Origin of the sequence: Comamonas sp. AG1104 (assembly GCF_003350425.1) — a bacterium.
Classification (GTDB): Bacteria; Pseudomonadota; Gammaproteobacteria; order Burkholderiales; family Burkholderiaceae_C; genus Comamonas; species Comamonas testosteroni.
Genome location: NZ_QQAS01000010.1, coordinates 126,935 through 142,932, shown reverse-complemented (window position 1 = coordinate 142,932; position 15,998 = coordinate 126,935). Strand labels below are relative to the sequence as shown.

Annotated in this window: 15 protein-coding genes and 1 pseudogene; 6 read left to right on the top strand and 10 right to left on the bottom strand. The window is 62.1% G+C overall.

The annotated features are described in order from the left end of the window. The 3 genes and pseudogenes from DFO48_RS22470 to DFO48_RS22460 form a co-directional block, all read right to left on the bottom strand. Positions 1-125: pseudogene (locus DFO48_RS22470) on the bottom strand (electron transfer flavoprotein subunit beta/FixA family protein); the annotation flags it as partial. Between the two features lie 401 nt (positions 126-526). After that, positions 527-1,303 carry an enoyl-CoA hydratase gene (locus tag DFO48_RS22465; RefSeq protein ID WP_114864813.1) on the bottom strand — a complete coding sequence of 259 codons (777 nt, stop codon included), beginning with the start codon at positions 1,301-1,303 and terminating at the stop codon, positions 527-529. A 21-nt stretch (positions 1,304-1,324) separates the two neighbouring features. Then, positions 1,325-2,284 carry a histone deacetylase family protein gene (locus tag DFO48_RS22460; protein WP_034349582.1) on the bottom strand — a complete coding sequence of 320 codons (960 nt, stop codon included), beginning with the start codon at positions 2,282-2,284 and terminating at the stop codon, positions 1,325-1,327. A 36-nt stretch (positions 2,285-2,320) separates the two neighbouring features. Between DFO48_RS22460 and DFO48_RS22455 the strand changes: the two genes are divergently transcribed. From DFO48_RS22455 to mltB, 4 genes are read left to right on the top strand one after another with little or no spacing between them, the layout of a single operon-like run. Further along, on the top strand, positions 2,321-3,241 hold the full coding sequence (locus tag DFO48_RS22455) for a MoxR family ATPase (RefSeq protein WP_114864812.1): 921 nt from the start codon (positions 2,321-2,323) through the stop codon (positions 3,239-3,241). A gap of 34 nt (positions 3,242-3,275) precedes the next feature. After that, a complete protein-coding gene (locus DFO48_RS22450; RefSeq protein WP_114864811.1) occupies positions 3,276-4,337 on the top strand; it encodes a DUF58 domain-containing protein in 1,062 nt (353 codons plus the stop codon). After that, on the top strand, positions 4,334-6,454 hold the full coding sequence (locus DFO48_RS22445; RefSeq protein WP_114864810.1) for a DUF3488 and transglutaminase-like domain-containing protein: 2,121 nt from the start codon (positions 4,334-4,336) through the stop codon (positions 6,452-6,454). Before DFO48_RS22450 ends, DFO48_RS22445 begins: the two co-directional genes overlap by 4 nt. Beyond that, entirely contained in the window at positions 6,451-7,593 is a 1,143-nt protein-coding gene (gene mltB / locus DFO48_RS22440) for a lytic murein transglycosylase B (protein ID WP_114864809.1), read from the top strand. The genes DFO48_RS22445 and mltB overlap by 4 nt, the downstream gene beginning before the upstream one ends. Positions 7,594-7,662: 69 nt before the next feature. Here mltB and DFO48_RS22435 read toward each other — a convergent pair whose 3' ends face one another. Continuing rightward, on the bottom strand, positions 7,663-8,955 hold the full coding sequence (locus DFO48_RS22435) for a branched-chain amino acid ABC transporter substrate-binding protein (protein ID WP_003079061.1): 1,293 nt from the start codon (positions 8,953-8,955) through the stop codon (positions 7,663-7,665). Between the two features lie 91 nt (positions 8,956-9,046). On the opposite strand from DFO48_RS22435, the gene DFO48_RS22430 reads away from it, so the two are divergent. Beyond that, positions 9,047-9,430: an Hsp20/alpha crystallin family protein gene (locus tag DFO48_RS22430; protein ID WP_114864808.1), complete on the top strand. Its 384-nt coding sequence runs from the start codon at positions 9,047-9,049 to the stop codon at positions 9,428-9,430. Positions 9,431-9,558: 128 nt separating this feature from the next. Here the strand turns inward: DFO48_RS22430 and DFO48_RS22425 are convergent, their stop codons facing one another. Then, a complete protein-coding gene (locus tag DFO48_RS22425; RefSeq protein ID WP_233506493.1) occupies positions 9,559-9,879 on the bottom strand; it encodes a hypothetical protein in 321 nt (106 codons plus the stop codon). A 701-nt stretch (positions 9,880-10,580) separates the two neighbouring features. On the opposite strand from DFO48_RS22425, the gene wrbA reads away from it, so the two are divergent. After that, positions 10,581-11,183 (top strand): NAD(P)H:quinone oxidoreductase, encoded by a 603-nt coding sequence (gene wrbA, locus DFO48_RS22420; RefSeq protein ID WP_114864806.1) that lies wholly within the window; start codon positions 10,581-10,583, stop codon positions 11,181-11,183. Positions 11,184-11,238: 55 nt separating this feature from the next. Here the strand turns inward: wrbA and tsaD are convergent, their stop codons facing one another. The 5 genes from tsaD to DFO48_RS22395 all read right to left on the bottom strand — a co-directional run bounded on the left by tsaD (position 11,239) and on the right by DFO48_RS22395 (position 15,993). Then, positions 11,239-12,279, bottom strand: coding sequence for a tRNA (adenosine(37)-N6)-threonylcarbamoyltransferase complex transferase subunit TsaD (gene tsaD, locus DFO48_RS22415; RefSeq protein ID WP_114864805.1), 1,041 nt, complete (start codon positions 12,277-12,279; stop codon positions 11,239-11,241). An 86-nt stretch (positions 12,280-12,365) separates the two neighbouring features. After that, entirely contained in the window at positions 12,366-12,821 is a 456-nt protein-coding gene (locus tag DFO48_RS22410) for a CBS domain-containing protein (protein ID WP_003079039.1), read from the bottom strand. 155 nt (positions 12,822-12,976) lie between these two features. Beyond that, on the bottom strand, positions 12,977-13,684 hold the full coding sequence (locus tag DFO48_RS22405; protein ID WP_003079036.1) for a DUF937 domain-containing protein: 708 nt from the start codon (positions 13,682-13,684) through the stop codon (positions 12,977-12,979). A 166-nt stretch (positions 13,685-13,850) separates the two neighbouring features. Then, positions 13,851-14,891, bottom strand: a complete 1,041-nt coding sequence (locus tag DFO48_RS22400) for a porin (RefSeq protein ID WP_114864804.1) — start codon at positions 14,889-14,891, stop codon at positions 13,851-13,853. Positions 14,892-15,024: 133 nt separating this feature from the next. Further along, positions 15,025-15,993: a tripartite tricarboxylate transporter substrate binding protein gene (locus tag DFO48_RS22395; RefSeq protein WP_114864803.1), complete on the bottom strand. Its 969-nt coding sequence runs from the start codon at positions 15,991-15,993 to the stop codon at positions 15,025-15,027. Between the last annotated feature and the right edge of the window lie 5 nt (positions 15,994-15,998).

Genomic DNA, 15,998 nt, shown 5'->3' with positions numbered 1-15,998 from the left:
GCGATTTCGTCAAAGGGGTTCATGCTCATCTTGACGTTGGCGATGTCCACACCCGTGCCGTCCGACTTCACGCGGACCTTGACGTTGTAGTCCACCACGCGCTTGACAGGGACCAATACCTTCATTGCTGCGGCTCCTTAATGATTACTGCATTGACGTTTACGTAAACTGGATTCATTTTATGCGGCACCGCAACACTCTCTGCACAATTTTCCAGACAATCTGCCCGGAGATCTGTGCAGCAGCCTTCGCAGATGGAATGGCATAAAAAAGAACGACCGTTCAATTTTATGCACAAGCCTTGCGAAATCATGGGTCTCAGATGGGTCAAATCAGGGTAAAACCTAGGAATTGAGTCCATCAGTGCCATGCCTGCATCCAGATAGGCCTGACAGTAACACTGCCGAAAAGCGGCCTCGTCGTTCAAATGGACGGGCCGAAAACACAAGGTTTAGCGCGGCAAACAACGCCATCCATGCAGCTCAGCCTGCCCAACAACGAAGGCAGGAGAGCGCAAATCCAGGGTTTAAGGCCAACGAGGCCTGCGCTTTTGTGCAAAAGCCTGAGCGCCTTCCTGCGCGTAGGAATCCAGCATATTGGTTGCCATGGTCTGCCCCGCCAGCTGATAGGCTGACTCCAGGCCCATTTCACGCTGACGATAGACCAGTTCCTTGCCCATTCTGATGGCCACCCGGGGCTTGCTCACAATGGCAGACACCAGCTCCTCCACGGCAGCCTCGAGCCGCTCCGGTTCGACCACACGATTGAGCAGACCGTAGTGCAGAGCCGTCTGCGCATCGATGAACTCACCCGTCAGCAGCATTTCCATGGACTGTTTGATGGGCATGTTGCGCACCAGGGGCACGCTGGGCGTGGAGCAGAACAAGCCGTATTGAATACCGCTGGTGGCAAAGCGAGCCTCGCTGCTGGCCACGGCCAGATCACACTGCGCCACCAACTGGCAACCTGCAGCCGTTGCAATGCCCTGTACTCTTGCAATGACGGGAACGGGCAGCTTCTGAATCGAGAGCATCATGCGGCTGCACTGGGCAAACAGCTGCTGGTAGTAAGCCAGCTCCGTATGGGCCGCCATGTCCTTGAGGTTATGCCCGGCGCAAAAGGCCTTGCCTTGTGCGGCCAGCACCACTACACGCGCCTGCTCGTTCTTGGCCACAGCATCCAGCGCCGACTGAAGAGCCACGAGCATTTCACTGCTCAAGGCATTGAAACGCTGCGCGTCGCTCAGCGTGATGCGTGCCACGCCGCGCTCGTCCTGAGTCAGTTGCACCAAGGAATCGCTCATTGCTGTCACCCTGCTTTCGGACTAGATATCGGCCAATACGCGCAGATGCGCTTCCACGCTGCGCGCCAGCGGGTCCATCACGTAACCGCCTTCGAGACAGGAAACAATGCGGCCCTTCGAAAAACGCCGTGCAATGTCCTTGATGCGAGCCGTGATCCAGGCAAAGTCGTTTTCCGTCATGCCGAGCTGGCCCATATCATCTTCGCGATGCGCATCAAAGCCGGCGCTGATGAAGATCATCTCTGGCTTGAATGCCTCAAGGCGTGGAATCCACATCATCTCGATGATCTCGCGAATGTCCATGCCCTTGGTGTAAGCAGCCACAGGGACGTTGAGCATATTGGAGGCAGGATCCTTGTCGCCGCTGAACGGGTAGAACGGGTGCTGGAAGATGCCGCACATCAGCACGCGCGGATCTCCAGCCAGGATGTCTTCCGTGCCATTGCCGTGATGTACATCAAAGTCGATCACGGCCACGCGCTTGAGATGGTGGCGCTCCAGCGCATACTTGACGCCCACGGCCACATTGTTGAAAAAGCAAAAACCCATGGCCTGGTTGCGCGTGGCATGGTGACCAGGCGGGCGCACGCTGCAAAAGGCATTTTCCAGTTCGCCAGCCAGCACGGCATCGGTAGCAGCCAGTGTGGCCCCCGCAGCGCGCAGTGCGGCCTTGAAGGTGTGGCGGTTGATGGAGGTATCGGTGTCGAGCTGCCTGTGCTCTGGCCCGCCAGCCGCCAGCTCCTGCTCCAGCCGGTCGGTCAGGCCCTGCAGGGCGGCAATATGCATAGGGTCATGCGCCAGCTCGATCTCGGCCAATGATGCCAGCGGCACATTGCAGCGCTCCAGTGCATCGCCCACGCCGCTGACCAGCAGCCTGTCTTCTATCGCGTCCAGCCGCGCCGGGCATTCAGGGTGGCCCGGGCCCATCTCGTGCAACCAGCAATCCCGGTGGGTGAAATAACCTGTCTTGCCCACAGTCATGTCTCCGCTATCGCTTATTTAGGATATGTTTCTGCCATGCATGCACAGAACACAATTAATGCGCTTTTGAGTCAGCTTAACACGGTGATGGAGGGCAAGCCGGATCAGGTCAGAGACGGTGTCGCCTGTTTGCTGGCAGGCGGTCACTTGCTGATCGAAGACGTTCCCGGTGTAGGCAAGACCACCCTGGCCCATGCGCTGGCACGCAGTTTCGGCCTGCAGTTCTCACGTGTGCAGTTCACCGCCGATCTCATGCCCAGCGACCTCACGGGGGTCTCCATCTACGATCGTGGACAAGAGGCTTTTGTGTTCCACCCCGGGCCGGTGTTTGCCCAGGTATTGCTGGCCGACGAAATCAACCGTGCCAGCCCCAAGACCCAGAGTGCGCTGCTCGAAGCCATGGAGGAGCGCCAGGTCACGACCGAAGGCAAGACCCACAGCCTGCCCGCCCCCTTCTTTGTGATTGCCACCCAGAACCCTCTGGAGCAGCTGGGCACCTTTCCGTTGCCCGAAAGCCAGCTGGACCGATTTCTCATGCGCATCAGCCTGGGCTATCCCTCGCGCGATGCCGAGCGCAAGCTGCTCGCGGGCAACGGCCGCCGCGCCGCTGCCGATGCACTGCTGCCCGTCATCTCCCTGCAGCAGCTGCAGCAACTGCAGGCTGCTGCGCTTGCCGTGCATGCCAGCAACGCCCTGCTCGACTACGTGCAGGACCTGATTGCCGCCACACGCAACGGCCAGTGGTTTGCCCAGGGTCTGTCTCCACGCGCAGGCATCGCGCTGCTGCGTGCGGCCAAGACCATCGCGCTGATGGAAGGGCGCGACTATGTGGCGCCCGACGATGTGCAAGTCATATTGCCTCAGGTGATCGCCCACCGTCTGGTTCCCGTGGGCCATGCCGGCCGTGGTGCCGTGGAGCAGGTGCGCGCCATGATGCAAGCTGTGCCGCTATCTTGATGCTGCTGATGTATTTCGTCATGAATTTCATCGCATGAAGCGCTCTGCATCAAAGGGCGAGCAGCCAGAGACATCCAATATCTTCCAGCGGCTCTCACCCCGCGCCAGGGTGCGCGAGTGGATGTTTGCACGTCTGCCACGCAGCGACCAGCTCACGCTGACCCAGGGCAATGTCTACATCCTGCCCTCGCGTGCGGGCTGGGCCATGCTCGCCACGCTGATCGTGCTGTTGATTGCGGCCATCAACTACCAGCTCAACCTGGGCTACCTGCTCACGTTCCTGCTGGCAGGCAGCGCGGCCGCCAGCATGGTTGTAGGCCATAACAATTTGCGTGGCCTGCAGCTGAGCCTCAGTGGCGCAGGCACTCAAGGCAACGCGTCGGGCGGCTGTTTTGCCCATGCGCCCTGCCCCATGCATATCAGCCTGCACAATGCCCGCCGCTCGCGCCGCTGGGGCATAGGCCTCGCCTTGCACCAGACCCGGCAAAGCGCCGATCACTCCGATGCCTGGACCTGGATCGATATTCCCGAGCAGGGCAGCACCGCCGTGCAGCTGAGCTTCATGCCCACGCGCCGCGGCCGGCAGGAGCTGCCCTCCATCTCCATACTCACGCGCTACCCGCTGGGCGCATTTCGCGTCTGGGCCCTGTGGCGGCCCCAAACCTTGGTCTGGGTCTATCCCGCACCTGAAACCCATGCCCCGCCACTGCCTGCCGCCAGCCCCGAAGCCGGCGGCCGCAGCAGTGCGCAGGCACGTAGCGGTGATGAATTCGATGGCGTGCGCAGCTATCAGAATGGCGACCCGCTCAAGCTAGTGGTGTGGAAGAAAGCGGCCCAAGCCTTTGCCGCAGGCAGCCACCAGCTCGTCAGCCGCGACCGGCCCATGGCTCACCATCACAGGCTCTGGCTCGATGTGCGCCAGACCGGACTTGCCGACCATGAGGCGCGTCTGTCACGCCTTGCCGCCTGGGTGCTGATGGCTCAGCAACAAGGCCGCACCTGGGGCCTGCGCCTGCCGGGCGGGCAGGAAATCGCGCCCGCCAGCGGCGCACAGCACACCACGCGCTGCCTCGAAGCATTGGCGGCCTGCCCATGAAAGCAACTGCCTCTTCTGTCGGCAGCAACTGGCTGCAACGCCTGACGACCCTACCGCGCGATGCACGAGACACTCTGTTTCTGCTCGCCGTCATCGCCTGGATCATGCTGCCGCAGATTCAGCACACACCTTGGTGGACCAGCGCCTTTGCCGCAGCTCTGTTGCTGTGGCGTGCTCGCCTGGCATTGACCGGCGCACCTCTGCCCGGCCGCTGGGTGCTGGCGGGCGCACTAGCCATCGCCATTGGAGCTACCTGGGCCACGCACAAAACGATTGTGGGCCGCGATGCCGGTGTGACTCTGATCGTGATGCTGCTGGCGCTCAAGACGCTGGAGCTGCGCGCCCGGCGCGATGCCATGGTGGTGTTCTTTCTGGGCTTCTTCGTGTTGCTCAGCAATTTTTTCTATTCGCAGTCCCTGCCCACTGCTGCGGCCATGGTGCTGGGACTGATGGGCTTGCTCACTGCCCTGGTCAACGCCCATATGACAGCGGGCAAGCCGCCATTGATGCAGGCACTTCGCACCGCCAGCTGGCTTGCACTCTGGGGCGCTCCTGTAATGGTGGCGCTGTTTCTGTTCTTTCCACGCATGGCGCCGCTATGGGGCGTACCGTCCGACGATATGGCCGGCCGCTCGGGCCTGTCCGAGAACATGCGTGTGGGCGAAGTCGCCGCACTGGCACTCGACGATAGCGTGGCCCTGCGCATCCGCTTCGATACTCCTGGAGGCCAGGAGCCGCCCGCCAACACCCTGTACTTTCGCGGCCCCGTGCTCAGCCAGTTCGATGGCCGCAACTGGCAAGCCGACCCTGTGCTTGACGCCATGGCCATGCCTCAGCTGCGCGTGAGCGGTGAACCCGTCCGCTACCAGATGCTGATCGAGCCCAGCAAGCGCCGCTGGCTGACGCTGCTGGACGTTGTCAGGACCGAGCCCCAGATTCCGCCGGGCGCCTCGGTAGGCAGGCTGCGCATGAGCTCCAGCCTTCAGTGGCTGAGCTGGCGCCCGATTACCGATGTGCTGCGTGTCGATGCCCAAAGCTATCTCGACTTCAACCACGGACCGCTGCAGCTCACGCCCGAGCTCAAGCGCTATCTGCTGCTGCCGGCCGGCAGCAACCCGCGCACACGGGCTTTGGGGGAACAATTGCAGGCCGAACTGCGCGCCCAGGCAGGCGCGGATACGGATACGGATACGGATACGGACAGATTGATTGCCGCCGCCCTGCAGCGCCTGAAAACCGGCGGCTACACCTACACACTGGAGCCCGGCGTGGTGGACAGCATCCACACGGCCGATGACTTCTGGTTTGACAGCAGGCAAGGCTTTTGCGAGCACATCGCCTCCGCCTTTGTCGTGCTCATGCGCGGCATGGGAGTGCCCGCGCGCATCGTGACCGGCTACCAGGGCGGTGACCGCAACCGCGTGGACAATTACTGGACCGTGCGCAACAGCGATGCCCATGCCTGGACCGAAGTCTGGATTGCCGGCCGGGGCTGGGTCCGAGTAGATCCCACGGGCGCTGTTGCACCCAGCCGGGTCGGCCAGTTCCAGCGCCTGAGTGCCCCCCCCGGCGCCTTTGCCAGCGCCGTTGGCAACTTCGTCGATACCGGCACGCTTGAGAAGCTGCGCTCCGTCTGGGAGGCCGTCAACAACCGCTGGAACCAATGGGTGATCAATTACACACAAACCCGTCAGCTCAATCTGCTGCAGAGCCTAGGCTTTGAATCGCCGAGCTGGACGGATCTGATGCGCCTGCTGGCAGGCAGCTTGAGTGCGATGGCGCTGCTGTGGCTGATCTGGGCCCGCGCCACACGTCTACAGCGCGATGGCTGGAGCCAGCTCATGCACGCCGCCAGGCTGCGGCTGCAGCGCGCAGGCGTGGCGAGCGGCGCCAGCGACTCTGCACGCAGCCTCTCGCGCCGCGTGCAGGAGCGTTGGGCCGAGGAATCAGCATCTGCCCCCCTCGCTGCGGCCTTATCCGACTGGTTGCTGGACATGGAGAGGCTACGCTATGCGCCATCCTCCAGCACCGAAACCAACGAACTGAAGACCTTGCGCCGACGCTGGCTGTCCATCCGGAAGCAGCGCTGGCCCTATCTCTCAAGAAATAAAACATGAGCAGCACCCTCAATAGCATCAAGCACCTTAAAGCTACAACACTGAGTACTCTGGCCCTGTGCCTGCTGACCGCCGGCGCCATCGCCGCACCGGCCAAAAAGGTCGTCCGCAAGGCGGCTCCGGCAGCAGCAGTCACGGCTGCAGCCGCTACGGCCGTGGCCTATGCCGGCCGCAGCGACGCCATGCAACTGGCCGACGAAATCGCTGCCCGCCGCGATCTGCCTGTCGACTGGGTGCGCGCACAACTGAGCGAGGCACGCAATCTGCCCGTGGTCACACGCCTGATGACGCCGGCCGGCAAGACCTTTGTGAAGAACTGGACGGTGTACCGCAGCCGCTTCATCGACCCCGTACGCATACGCGCAGGCGTGCAGTTCTGGCAGGCCAACCGCCAGGCACTCGCGCGAGCCGAGCAGCAGTTCGGCGTGCCCGCAGAGATCATCGTCGGCATCATCGGCGTGGAAACCATTTACGGTCGCAACATGGGCAACTTTCGCGTGATGGATGCGCTGGCCACGTTGGCACTGGATTTTCCGCAGGCCCACCCTCGTGCACAAGCACGCAGCGACTACTTCCGTGGCGAGCTTGAGCAGGTACTGGTCACGGCCAGCCGCACGGGCAGCGACCCGTTTGCGCTACGCGGCAGCTATGCCGGCGCCATGGGCCTGGGTCAGTTCATGCCCACCAGCTGGGACAAATACGCGGTCGACTTTGACGGTGACGGCCGCATAGACCTGTTTAACAGCGCCACCGACGCCATCGGCTCGGTCGCCAACTACTTCGTCGGCCATGGCTGGAAGCCGGGCCTGCCCACGGCCTTTACCGTGGACATGCGCGCCCAGGGCGAGAATCTGGCAACCCTGCTGGCACCCGATATCAACCCCACGTTCACGGCCACGCAGATGGCAGAACGCGAAGTACGTGTACTGGGCGCCGACAACTATGAGCGTCCGCTGGCACTGATCGAGCTGAAGAACGGCAGCTCCGGCCCCACGGAGTACATCGCGGGCACAGAGAACTTCTACGCCATCACGCGCTATAACTGGTCGGCGTTCTATGCGCTGTCGGTGATTGAGCTGGGGCGCGAGGTACATGAAGCCTATCTGGCCAGCCAGACCGCCTCTGCTACACGCAACTAGATTAATTCGGGCTGCAGCGCTTTTTCCAACAAGCGCTGACAGCTATTGATTCAATAGTTCTCCTGCCACTCAAAAGCGCTTCATCTGGCACTGACTTGGCATCTCTGCCCTGGCTGCAGAGATCTCGCGCACTACCTTGAAGCCGTAGCCCGAGCCTTCCACATCGAAGTCCACGCCTGAGCTACCTCTCTTTTCCATCATGCCCACCACCAGCGATTGCTGAAACTGGTGGTCTGCCGCCCGCATGCTGCCCGAGCGTCCCGCCAGCTGGACCCTGGCATGCTCCAAGGCATGGGCCACGGCGACGGTGTCCGTGCTGCCAGCTTTTTCGAGGCTCTGTGCAAGAGCCTCGATCATGAGCTGCATGCGCATATGCACATAGTCGTCCTGCGGCCTGGGAAAGCGCTGACGGAAGGACTGATAGAAGGCTCGGCTCTCGGCCGTTGGCACATTGGGCAGCCAGTCGGCCACGGCCAGCACCTTGCCCACGCCGGCATCGCCCAAGGCCGCTGGAGCTCCCAAGGCATTGCCGTAGAAGGTGTAGAAGCGCCCCTCGTAGCCTGCCTCGCGCGCAGCCTTGACGAGCAGCATCAGATCATTGCCCCAGTTGCCCGTGATCACGGCCTGGGCACCGCTTTGCTTGATCTTGACCGCATAGGGCGCAAAGTCCTTGACGCGGCCCACAGGGTGCAACTCGTCGCCCACAATGCGCACATCAGGCCGTTGCATGCCAAGCTGACGCCTTGCTTCGCGCAACACGGCCTGGCCAAAGCTGTAGTCCTGCCCAATCAGATAGGCACTGTGTACGGCCTTGTCGTCCTTGATGACCTCCATCAGCGCAGCCATGCGCATATCGGCATGGGCATCGAAGCGGAAATGCCAGAAGCTACAGCGCTCGTTGGTCAGCGCCGGGTCTACGGCCGAATAGTTCAGATACAGCACACGGCGCGAAGGGTCCCGGCTGTTGTGCTTGTCGATGGCGTCGAGAAGCGCCGCCGCCGTGGCCGACGAGTTGCCCTGCATGATGATGCGTGCACCGCTGTCTATGGCCGCGCGCAGCGCCGACAGTGCCTCTTCGTTCTGGCCCTTGCTGTCATAGCGCTCTATCACCAACTCATGCAGACCGTCGGCCAGGCGCACGCCGCCGCGCGCATTCACTCGCTCGGTCGCCCACAGCACATTGCGGAAAACGGCTTCGCCCGTGTTTGCAAACGGGCCCGAAAGACTCTCCACCAGTGCCAGCTTGATGGGTTGCGCAAGCTTGGCCTTGGCTGCCGCCACAGCAGCGCCAGCAATGCCGAACGGCGCGCATAGTAGTGGCAACTGCAGGTATTTCAAGGCATCACGGCGCAATTTATTCATCAAAAAAACCTCTTGAAATGTGCTTGCCACCACCTACCTATGAACCAAGCGGCAACAACGCAAGCCGCGCAGTTTAAAGGAGTTAAACACCATGTTCTTCGCCCCTGTGATGAGCCGTAATACCTTTGTATCCCCTCGCGCCGCCGACTTGGCCCTGCAACGCTTTTTGCAGGAAACCCTGGGCGCTGCAAGCCCCGTACAACGCCAGGTTCAAGTCAGCCGCGATGACCAATTCACGACCCTGACCCTGGATGTGCCAGGCCTGGCACGCGAGCAACTCAAACTCTCGCTGGAAGGTTCCGTCGCAAAGCTTGAAAGCGTGGAAGGCGCATCCCGCCAGGTCAAATACAGCTGGGATCTGGGCCATGAAATCGATGCTGCCAAAAGCAAAGCCAAGCTCGAGCATGGAGTGCTCACGCTGACCCTGGCCAAACTTGAGCCCCAGAGCAAAGCCATGACGCTGAGCATCGAATAAGCGCTGTTTACGCCGACCGGCCAGCCTCATCCTTTCTTCCATCTCCTCTTAGCAAGAGGTCGGCCGGAAAGCACAAAGCCCGCAATGCCTATGCACTGCGGGCTTTCTTGTTGAGGCAATCTCAACGCCTATCTATAGGCCAGTGGCTCGCTTAAGAAGCGCCTGGGATAGCCATCGGCACCCGCAGTAAGCAGGTCGCCCATAAACAACTGGTTGTTGGCAATACCTAGAATTGTTTTTCCGTTATCTTCATATTCGTCCGTCGCGTGGGCCTCATCCACCGCAATATTGCCCGTCGCTTTCGAGCCGGTGTAGGTCAACTCGGCACGCACGGCCGACTTCCAGCCATCTATCGTCACCGCAGCCCAGCTGATCTTCCCAGTCAGCGTCACCGAGCCCTCCAGCTGCTTGCACTGCAAATCGGAGTAGATATTGTGCGTGTACGACATGGTGGACTCCGTGAACTCATAGCTCACCGGCATCACACCTTTCTGATCTGTCTATAACGCTCCGATGCAGGAACCACTCCCCAGTTAGCGGTGCAATAGTTGTCCGGATAGTTTTTCCAGACACCGAGAAACGGACTGACAACACCAGGAGCTGCGACCTCGGGGACGTGACTCGGCGTCTGAGGCTGTCCGTCATTGCTGCTCCCTCCTTCGAGACCTCCATCGCTCCCCCCACCGCCACAACCAGCCAGTGCAGCGGCCATCAGGCCCGCAACCATCCACCCAGTTCTTGGGTACTTCATATATCGCTCCCTCGTTTAACTATTCAGCGCCATCTTGGACTGTAGGCCTGACTCCCGTACTTAGACCAGCAACGATCACTCAGATCGCAGCGATATTGACTTTCGCAAACAATGAAGCGATTTTTAAGTCGGCATGTTTCCTTACCCAAGCGCAATTCAGGAATAGGTTTACGGCTCCTTAAAAAGTAGCAGTTCCTCCTCAATCATCAGTACCTTTGACGAAAGGCTCTTGTTTAATGCACCTTTTTGGTGCATTCGGATCTACGGGTTTGATTGGCTTGTTGACCTACAGCCATGCGCTCCAAACTTGTGGGCGCAGACGCTGTGCTCTGCCCAACAATGCTCCGCATGCCGCTAGACGGCATTCCTCCCCGGTCCCATTTTTCAAGGCTGCTCAAAATGGCAAAAGTGCTGGTTCTCTACTACTCCCTGTACGGTCATATCGAAACCATGGCGCAGGCCGTGGCCGAAGGCGCCCGCAGCGTCAGCGGTGCCGAGGTCACCGTCAAGCGCGTGCCCGAAACCATGCCCGAGGATGTCTTCAAGAACGCAGGCGGCAAGGCCAATCAGACCGCAGAGGTCGCCAGCCCAGCCGAACTGGCCGACTACGATGCCATCCTGTTTGGCGTGCCCACGCGCTTTGGCAATATGCCGGGCCAGATGCGCAGCTTTCTCGACCAGACCGGCGGTCTCTGGGTCAAGGGGGCCTTGATCAACAAGATCGGCAGCGTCTTCACTTCGACCGGCACCGGCGGCGGCCAGGAAATGACGGCCACTACCACCTGGGCGACGCTGGCTCATCACGGCATGATCATCGTGCCGCTGGGCTATCCGCTGCCCGAGCAGACCAATCTGAGCGCGGTCAAGGGCGGCAATTCGCCCTATGGGGCCTCGACGATTGCGGGCGCCGACGGTTCGCGCCAGCCTCATCCCGACGAGCTGAGCATTGCCCGCTACCAGGGCCAGAATGTAGCGAAACTGGCCGTAAAGCTTGCAGGATAAGCGCAGGCAGCCATGAAAAAAGCAGCCACCTGGGCTGCTTTTTTGCTGCACGAGCTCACCTGAGCGAATCCAGCGGCCAGCGCGGCTTCACATCAAACGCGTATTCATGCAGGGCCTGCTCGCGTCCCGCCTGTATGCGCATGGCGGCAGCCATGGCAATCATGGCGCCGTTGTCGGTACACAGATGCAGCTCGGGGTAATGCACGCGAATCTTGTGCTTGGCGCAGGCTTCATTGAGCTGCTCGCGCAGCTGCTTGTTGGCCCCCACACCTCCCGCCACCACCACGCGCTTCATGCCGGTCTGCTTGAGTGCGGCCATGGTTTTCTTGACCAGCACATCCACAATAGCGGCCTGCGTGCTGGCGGCCAGATCGGCCTTGCGCGCTTCGAGCTCGTCACCCAGCTTCTTGGCCTGGGTCAGTACGGCCGTCTTGAGGCCGGCAAACGAGAAGTCCAGATCGCCCGAATGCAGCAGGGGACGAGGCAGCTTGAAGGCTTCGGGATCGCCTGCCTCTGCCAGCTTCGAGAGCACGGGGCCGCCCGGATAGGGCAAGCCCATGAGCTTGGCGGACTTGTCGAAAGCCTCGCCCGCCGCATCGTCGATAGTTTCGCCGAGGATTTCGTATTCGCCCACGCCGTCCACACGCATGAGCTGGGTATGCCCCCCCGAGACCAGCAAGGCAACGAACGGGAACTCCGGCGGGTCGGCACTCAGGAAAGGCGAGAGCAGGTGGCCTTCGAGGTGGTGCACACCCAGGACGGGCTTGTCCAGTGCGGCGGCCATGGCGCAGGCGGCACCGGAGCCGACCAGCAAAGCCCCGGCAAGGCCGGGTCCGCGCGTAAAGGCAATCACATCGACGTTTTCGAGCTGCTCCCCGGATTCGGCCAGCACCTTCTCGGTCAGCGGCAGCACACGGCGAATATGGTCACGGCTGGCCAGCTCGGGCACCACGCCGCCATAGGCGCGGTGCATTTCAATCTGGCTGTGCAGCGCATGGCTCAGCAAGGTGGGCACACCTTGGCCGTCCGGGGTGCGCACCAGGGCCACACCGGTTTCATCACAAGAGGATTCGATTCCCAGGATCAGCAAACTCATGGCCGCAAGTGTAGGACTTGCGCCCTCCAGATGCAGAAAAGGCGGACATTAGCCCTGCCCGCCTTCACTATTCAATTAATAGCAACCTACGGTTGATTCACATTGGGTGTCCCGGAAATATAGTGTTCCAGCTGATGGATCGTGAACTGCTGGGCCGAGATGATTTCCTTGACGATGTCGCCAATCGAAATCAGCCCCTGCAGTTCGCGGGTCTCGCTGATCACGGGCAGATGGCGCATGCGATTGCTGGTCATCAGCGACATGCACTCCTCGCTGGTCTGGCGCGGCAGCACGCAATGCACCTTGCGCGTCATGACCTCGTCCACGCGCGTGCTGGCCGAGCTTCGGCCCTGCAGCGCGATCTTGCGCGCGTAGTCGCGCTCGGTCACGATACCGGCGATCTCGCCACCTTCGAGCACCAGCAGCGCGCCGATGCTTTTTTCCGCCATGAGCTGCAGCGCAGCCAGCATGGTGTCGGAGGGAGAAACGCTGTAGATAGTGCTGTTGCCCTTGGCGCGCAGAATTTCGGCGACGGTCGTCATCTGGTTCTCCTTTCTGGATCGGCCTGTCATGCAAAACGCATGACGACATGACCAGTGTGAGAATCCTGCTGCATTGCGGCAATCAGGCTATGCCCGTATACAAAAACAAAAAAAGGCAGCCAACGCTGCCTTGATACTGTCACCGAGTCCTGTGCTCAGCGCCGACCGCCCAGCAGACCCGCGCCCAGCTTGAACAGATCTCCAGCATCAAGCTTGCCGTCGCCATTCTGATCGAGCAGGCTGCCGAGGATGCCGCCCGCCATGCCGCCTTGCGACTGGATCTGGCCGCGCTCCTGATCCAGGGCATTACCCAGGTCGCCGGCTCCCATGCCCTGCGCCTGGACCCGATTGGCCAGGAAGGACATCACCAGCGGAGCCAGCAGGGCCAGCAACTGACCTGCATTGCCACCCAGGCCCGTGGCCTGACCCAGCCGGGACTCGGCCTGCTGCTGCTGACCGCCAAAGATATTGCCCAGGATGGCGCCCGCATCCAGCTGCGAGTTGCCGGCACCGGAGCCACCTCCCAGCACCGAGCCCAGAATGCTGCCCAGCCCACCCAGGCCGCCAGCCGTACCGCCGCCGCCCGCTCCGCCGAGCAGGCCACCGAGCCCGCCCAGCAAACCGCCCATATCCATCGCGCCATTGGCACTGCTGTGATCGCGCTGCAGCGCACCGAACAGATCGGCAGCTCCCTGAGGCTGGGCCGTGTTCTGGCCCAGCGCACCAAACAGCATGGGCAGCGCCACGCCCACGGCCTGCTCGGCCTGCACGGAGTCAATGCCCAATTGCTGGGCCAGGCCCTGCATGGGAGCGCCCTGCAGCTGGCCCATGAGTTCGTCGGTCAAAGATGCGTTAGCGGTCATTTCAACACTCCTCAAAAAACAGCGCACATGGTACGCGCGCCCCGTGTCCCGAAATGTGATCAATGTTCATCCACTGCGCAAGCCCCTCCCGGGCTATAGACCATTGAGGCGGCCTGCGCCCTGGACAGGGCCTCCTGCAAGCCACAGCGTCTGGCGACGACTCGGCTCAGAAGGAGTGCGAGATGCCGACCAGCAGCGAGCGCGGCTTGCTGCCCTTGGGAACCGAAGGCCCGGCATTGCTGGCGCTATTGATGGTGAAAGCTGCATCCGCCTCATTGCGGATCGCGGAGACGCCTGCATACAGCTTGGTGCGCTTGGACAGCGCATGGTCGTAGCGCACGCTCAAGGCGCGGGCATCGCTGTTCGCGCGCGCACGCCCCTGGAACTGCCCATAGGACAGCAGCACCTGCCCTGCCGCGCTGACCGGTATGGTCATGCTGGCTTCAAAGAAACGCCCGCGCTTGCTGGCGGCATCCGGCAGATCATCTTCGCGGGTGGACAGCAGCAAGGCCGCTCGCGCCAGCTTGAAGTCATAGGAGCCGCCCAGCAAGCGATAGCGGTCGGTGTTCTGGGCTGTGGTGCGACGCTCCCACAGCGAGGCCCCCAGGCTCCAGGGGCCACGCGTGTAGTCCAGCGAGCCGCCAAACTGGCGCCCGACATTGGTGCCGGCGTTCTCCCCGAACGAGTACATGCCTCGCACCACCAGCCCCGCCATGGAGGCCGACTGAAAGCGCAGCGAGTTGTCAGCGCGCAGCACCGTGCCATCACGGAAATAGTTGGCGGCATTGCCCCAGATCAGGCCCGTCAGGGCATAGGAAGCCAGCGAGGTATGAAACGTGGTGTAGTGGCGACCCACCGTCAGCTGACCCCAGTCGCCGCCCATGCCGACAAAGATCTGTCGACCAAAGGCGAGCCCGCCTTGACCGCGCTCGCCGGTATCGGCATTCAGTCCGGCTTCCATCACGTACAGCGCACGCAGGCCGCCGCCCAGATCCTCGGAGCCGCGAACGCCCCAGCGCGATCCCGCCAGGACACCGCTTTCCGCACGCAGGGTGCGGCCCGCGCCGGTGGACACCGACTCGGCGGCCATGTCCACCACGCCGTACAGAGTGACCTGGGATGTGGCGGGCGCAGCGGTCTGGGCCAGCGAACATGTGGAGATGAAGGCAGCGGCCACGGCCAAGCCTCCCGATTGCAAGGATGTCATGAAGTCTCTCTTTTTAATAATGGATGGGGCTCACGGCAGAGCCCTGCCGCTGTCGAGCCGCTGACAGCGGCATCCGCCGCAGTTGCGTGGATGCCGTGTGGGAGTCCGGCGCCTCAGATGGCGTCGGCCGCGCTCATTCGAGGCGGATGTTCTTTTGCGTGATCAGGCTGCCGTAGATGCGTGCATCGTTTTCGATGCGCCTGGCCAGCGAGGCAGCGCTGGTGTCGTCGATACGCCAGCCCTGAGCCAGCAGCTTGCTGCGGATATCGGGAGCATGAAGAATCTTCTCCAGGGCCGCAGCCAGCTTGGCGCGATGCTCGGCGGGCATGGAGGCCGGTGCCATGACCGCATTCCAGACTTCGATGTCCACATTGCCGGCACCGATCTCGGGCATGGCCGGGACGCCGGGCGCCAGCGGGCTGCGCTTGCTGGAACTCACAGCCAGGGCGGCCAGCTTGCCGGACTGGACCAGCGGCATGACGGTGGAGGCCGGCAGCAAGGCCATCTGCACCTGATCGCCCATCAAGGCGTTGACCACAGCCGGGCCGCCGTTATAGGGCACATGCTGCAGATTCAGGCCCATGGCTTCCTTGATCAGTTCCACGCCCAGATGGCCGCCGGACCCCGTGCCCACCGAGCCGTAGTTGCCCTGGGTCCCGGTCTTGAGCGCCTTGAAATAGGCGCCCGCATTCGCTGCCATGGACTTGGGAGCCACCAGCACCAGAGGGGCCGAACCGATCATGGCCAGCGGCGCCAGATCCTTGATCGGATCGTAGGGCAGCTTGCTGTAGAGAAACTTGGAGCTGGTCAGCGGGCCGTTGCCGATCACGCCTATGGTGTGGCCGTCGCTGGCCTTGGCCACGGCGTCAGCACCGATATTGCCACTGGCGCCCCCTTTGTTCTCCACCACCACGGGCTGCCCCAGGGCCTTGGTCAAGGGCTCGGCCAGCAGACGGGCCTGCACATCGGGCGAAGAGCCGCTGGCATAGCCGACGATCAGACGTATGGGGCGGGTGGGCCAGTCAGCCTTGCCCTGGGCCTGAGCCGCCAAGGGCAGGCAGGCAGCGGCGCACAGCAGCAGGGCAGCCCGGCGCACGGGCATCGATT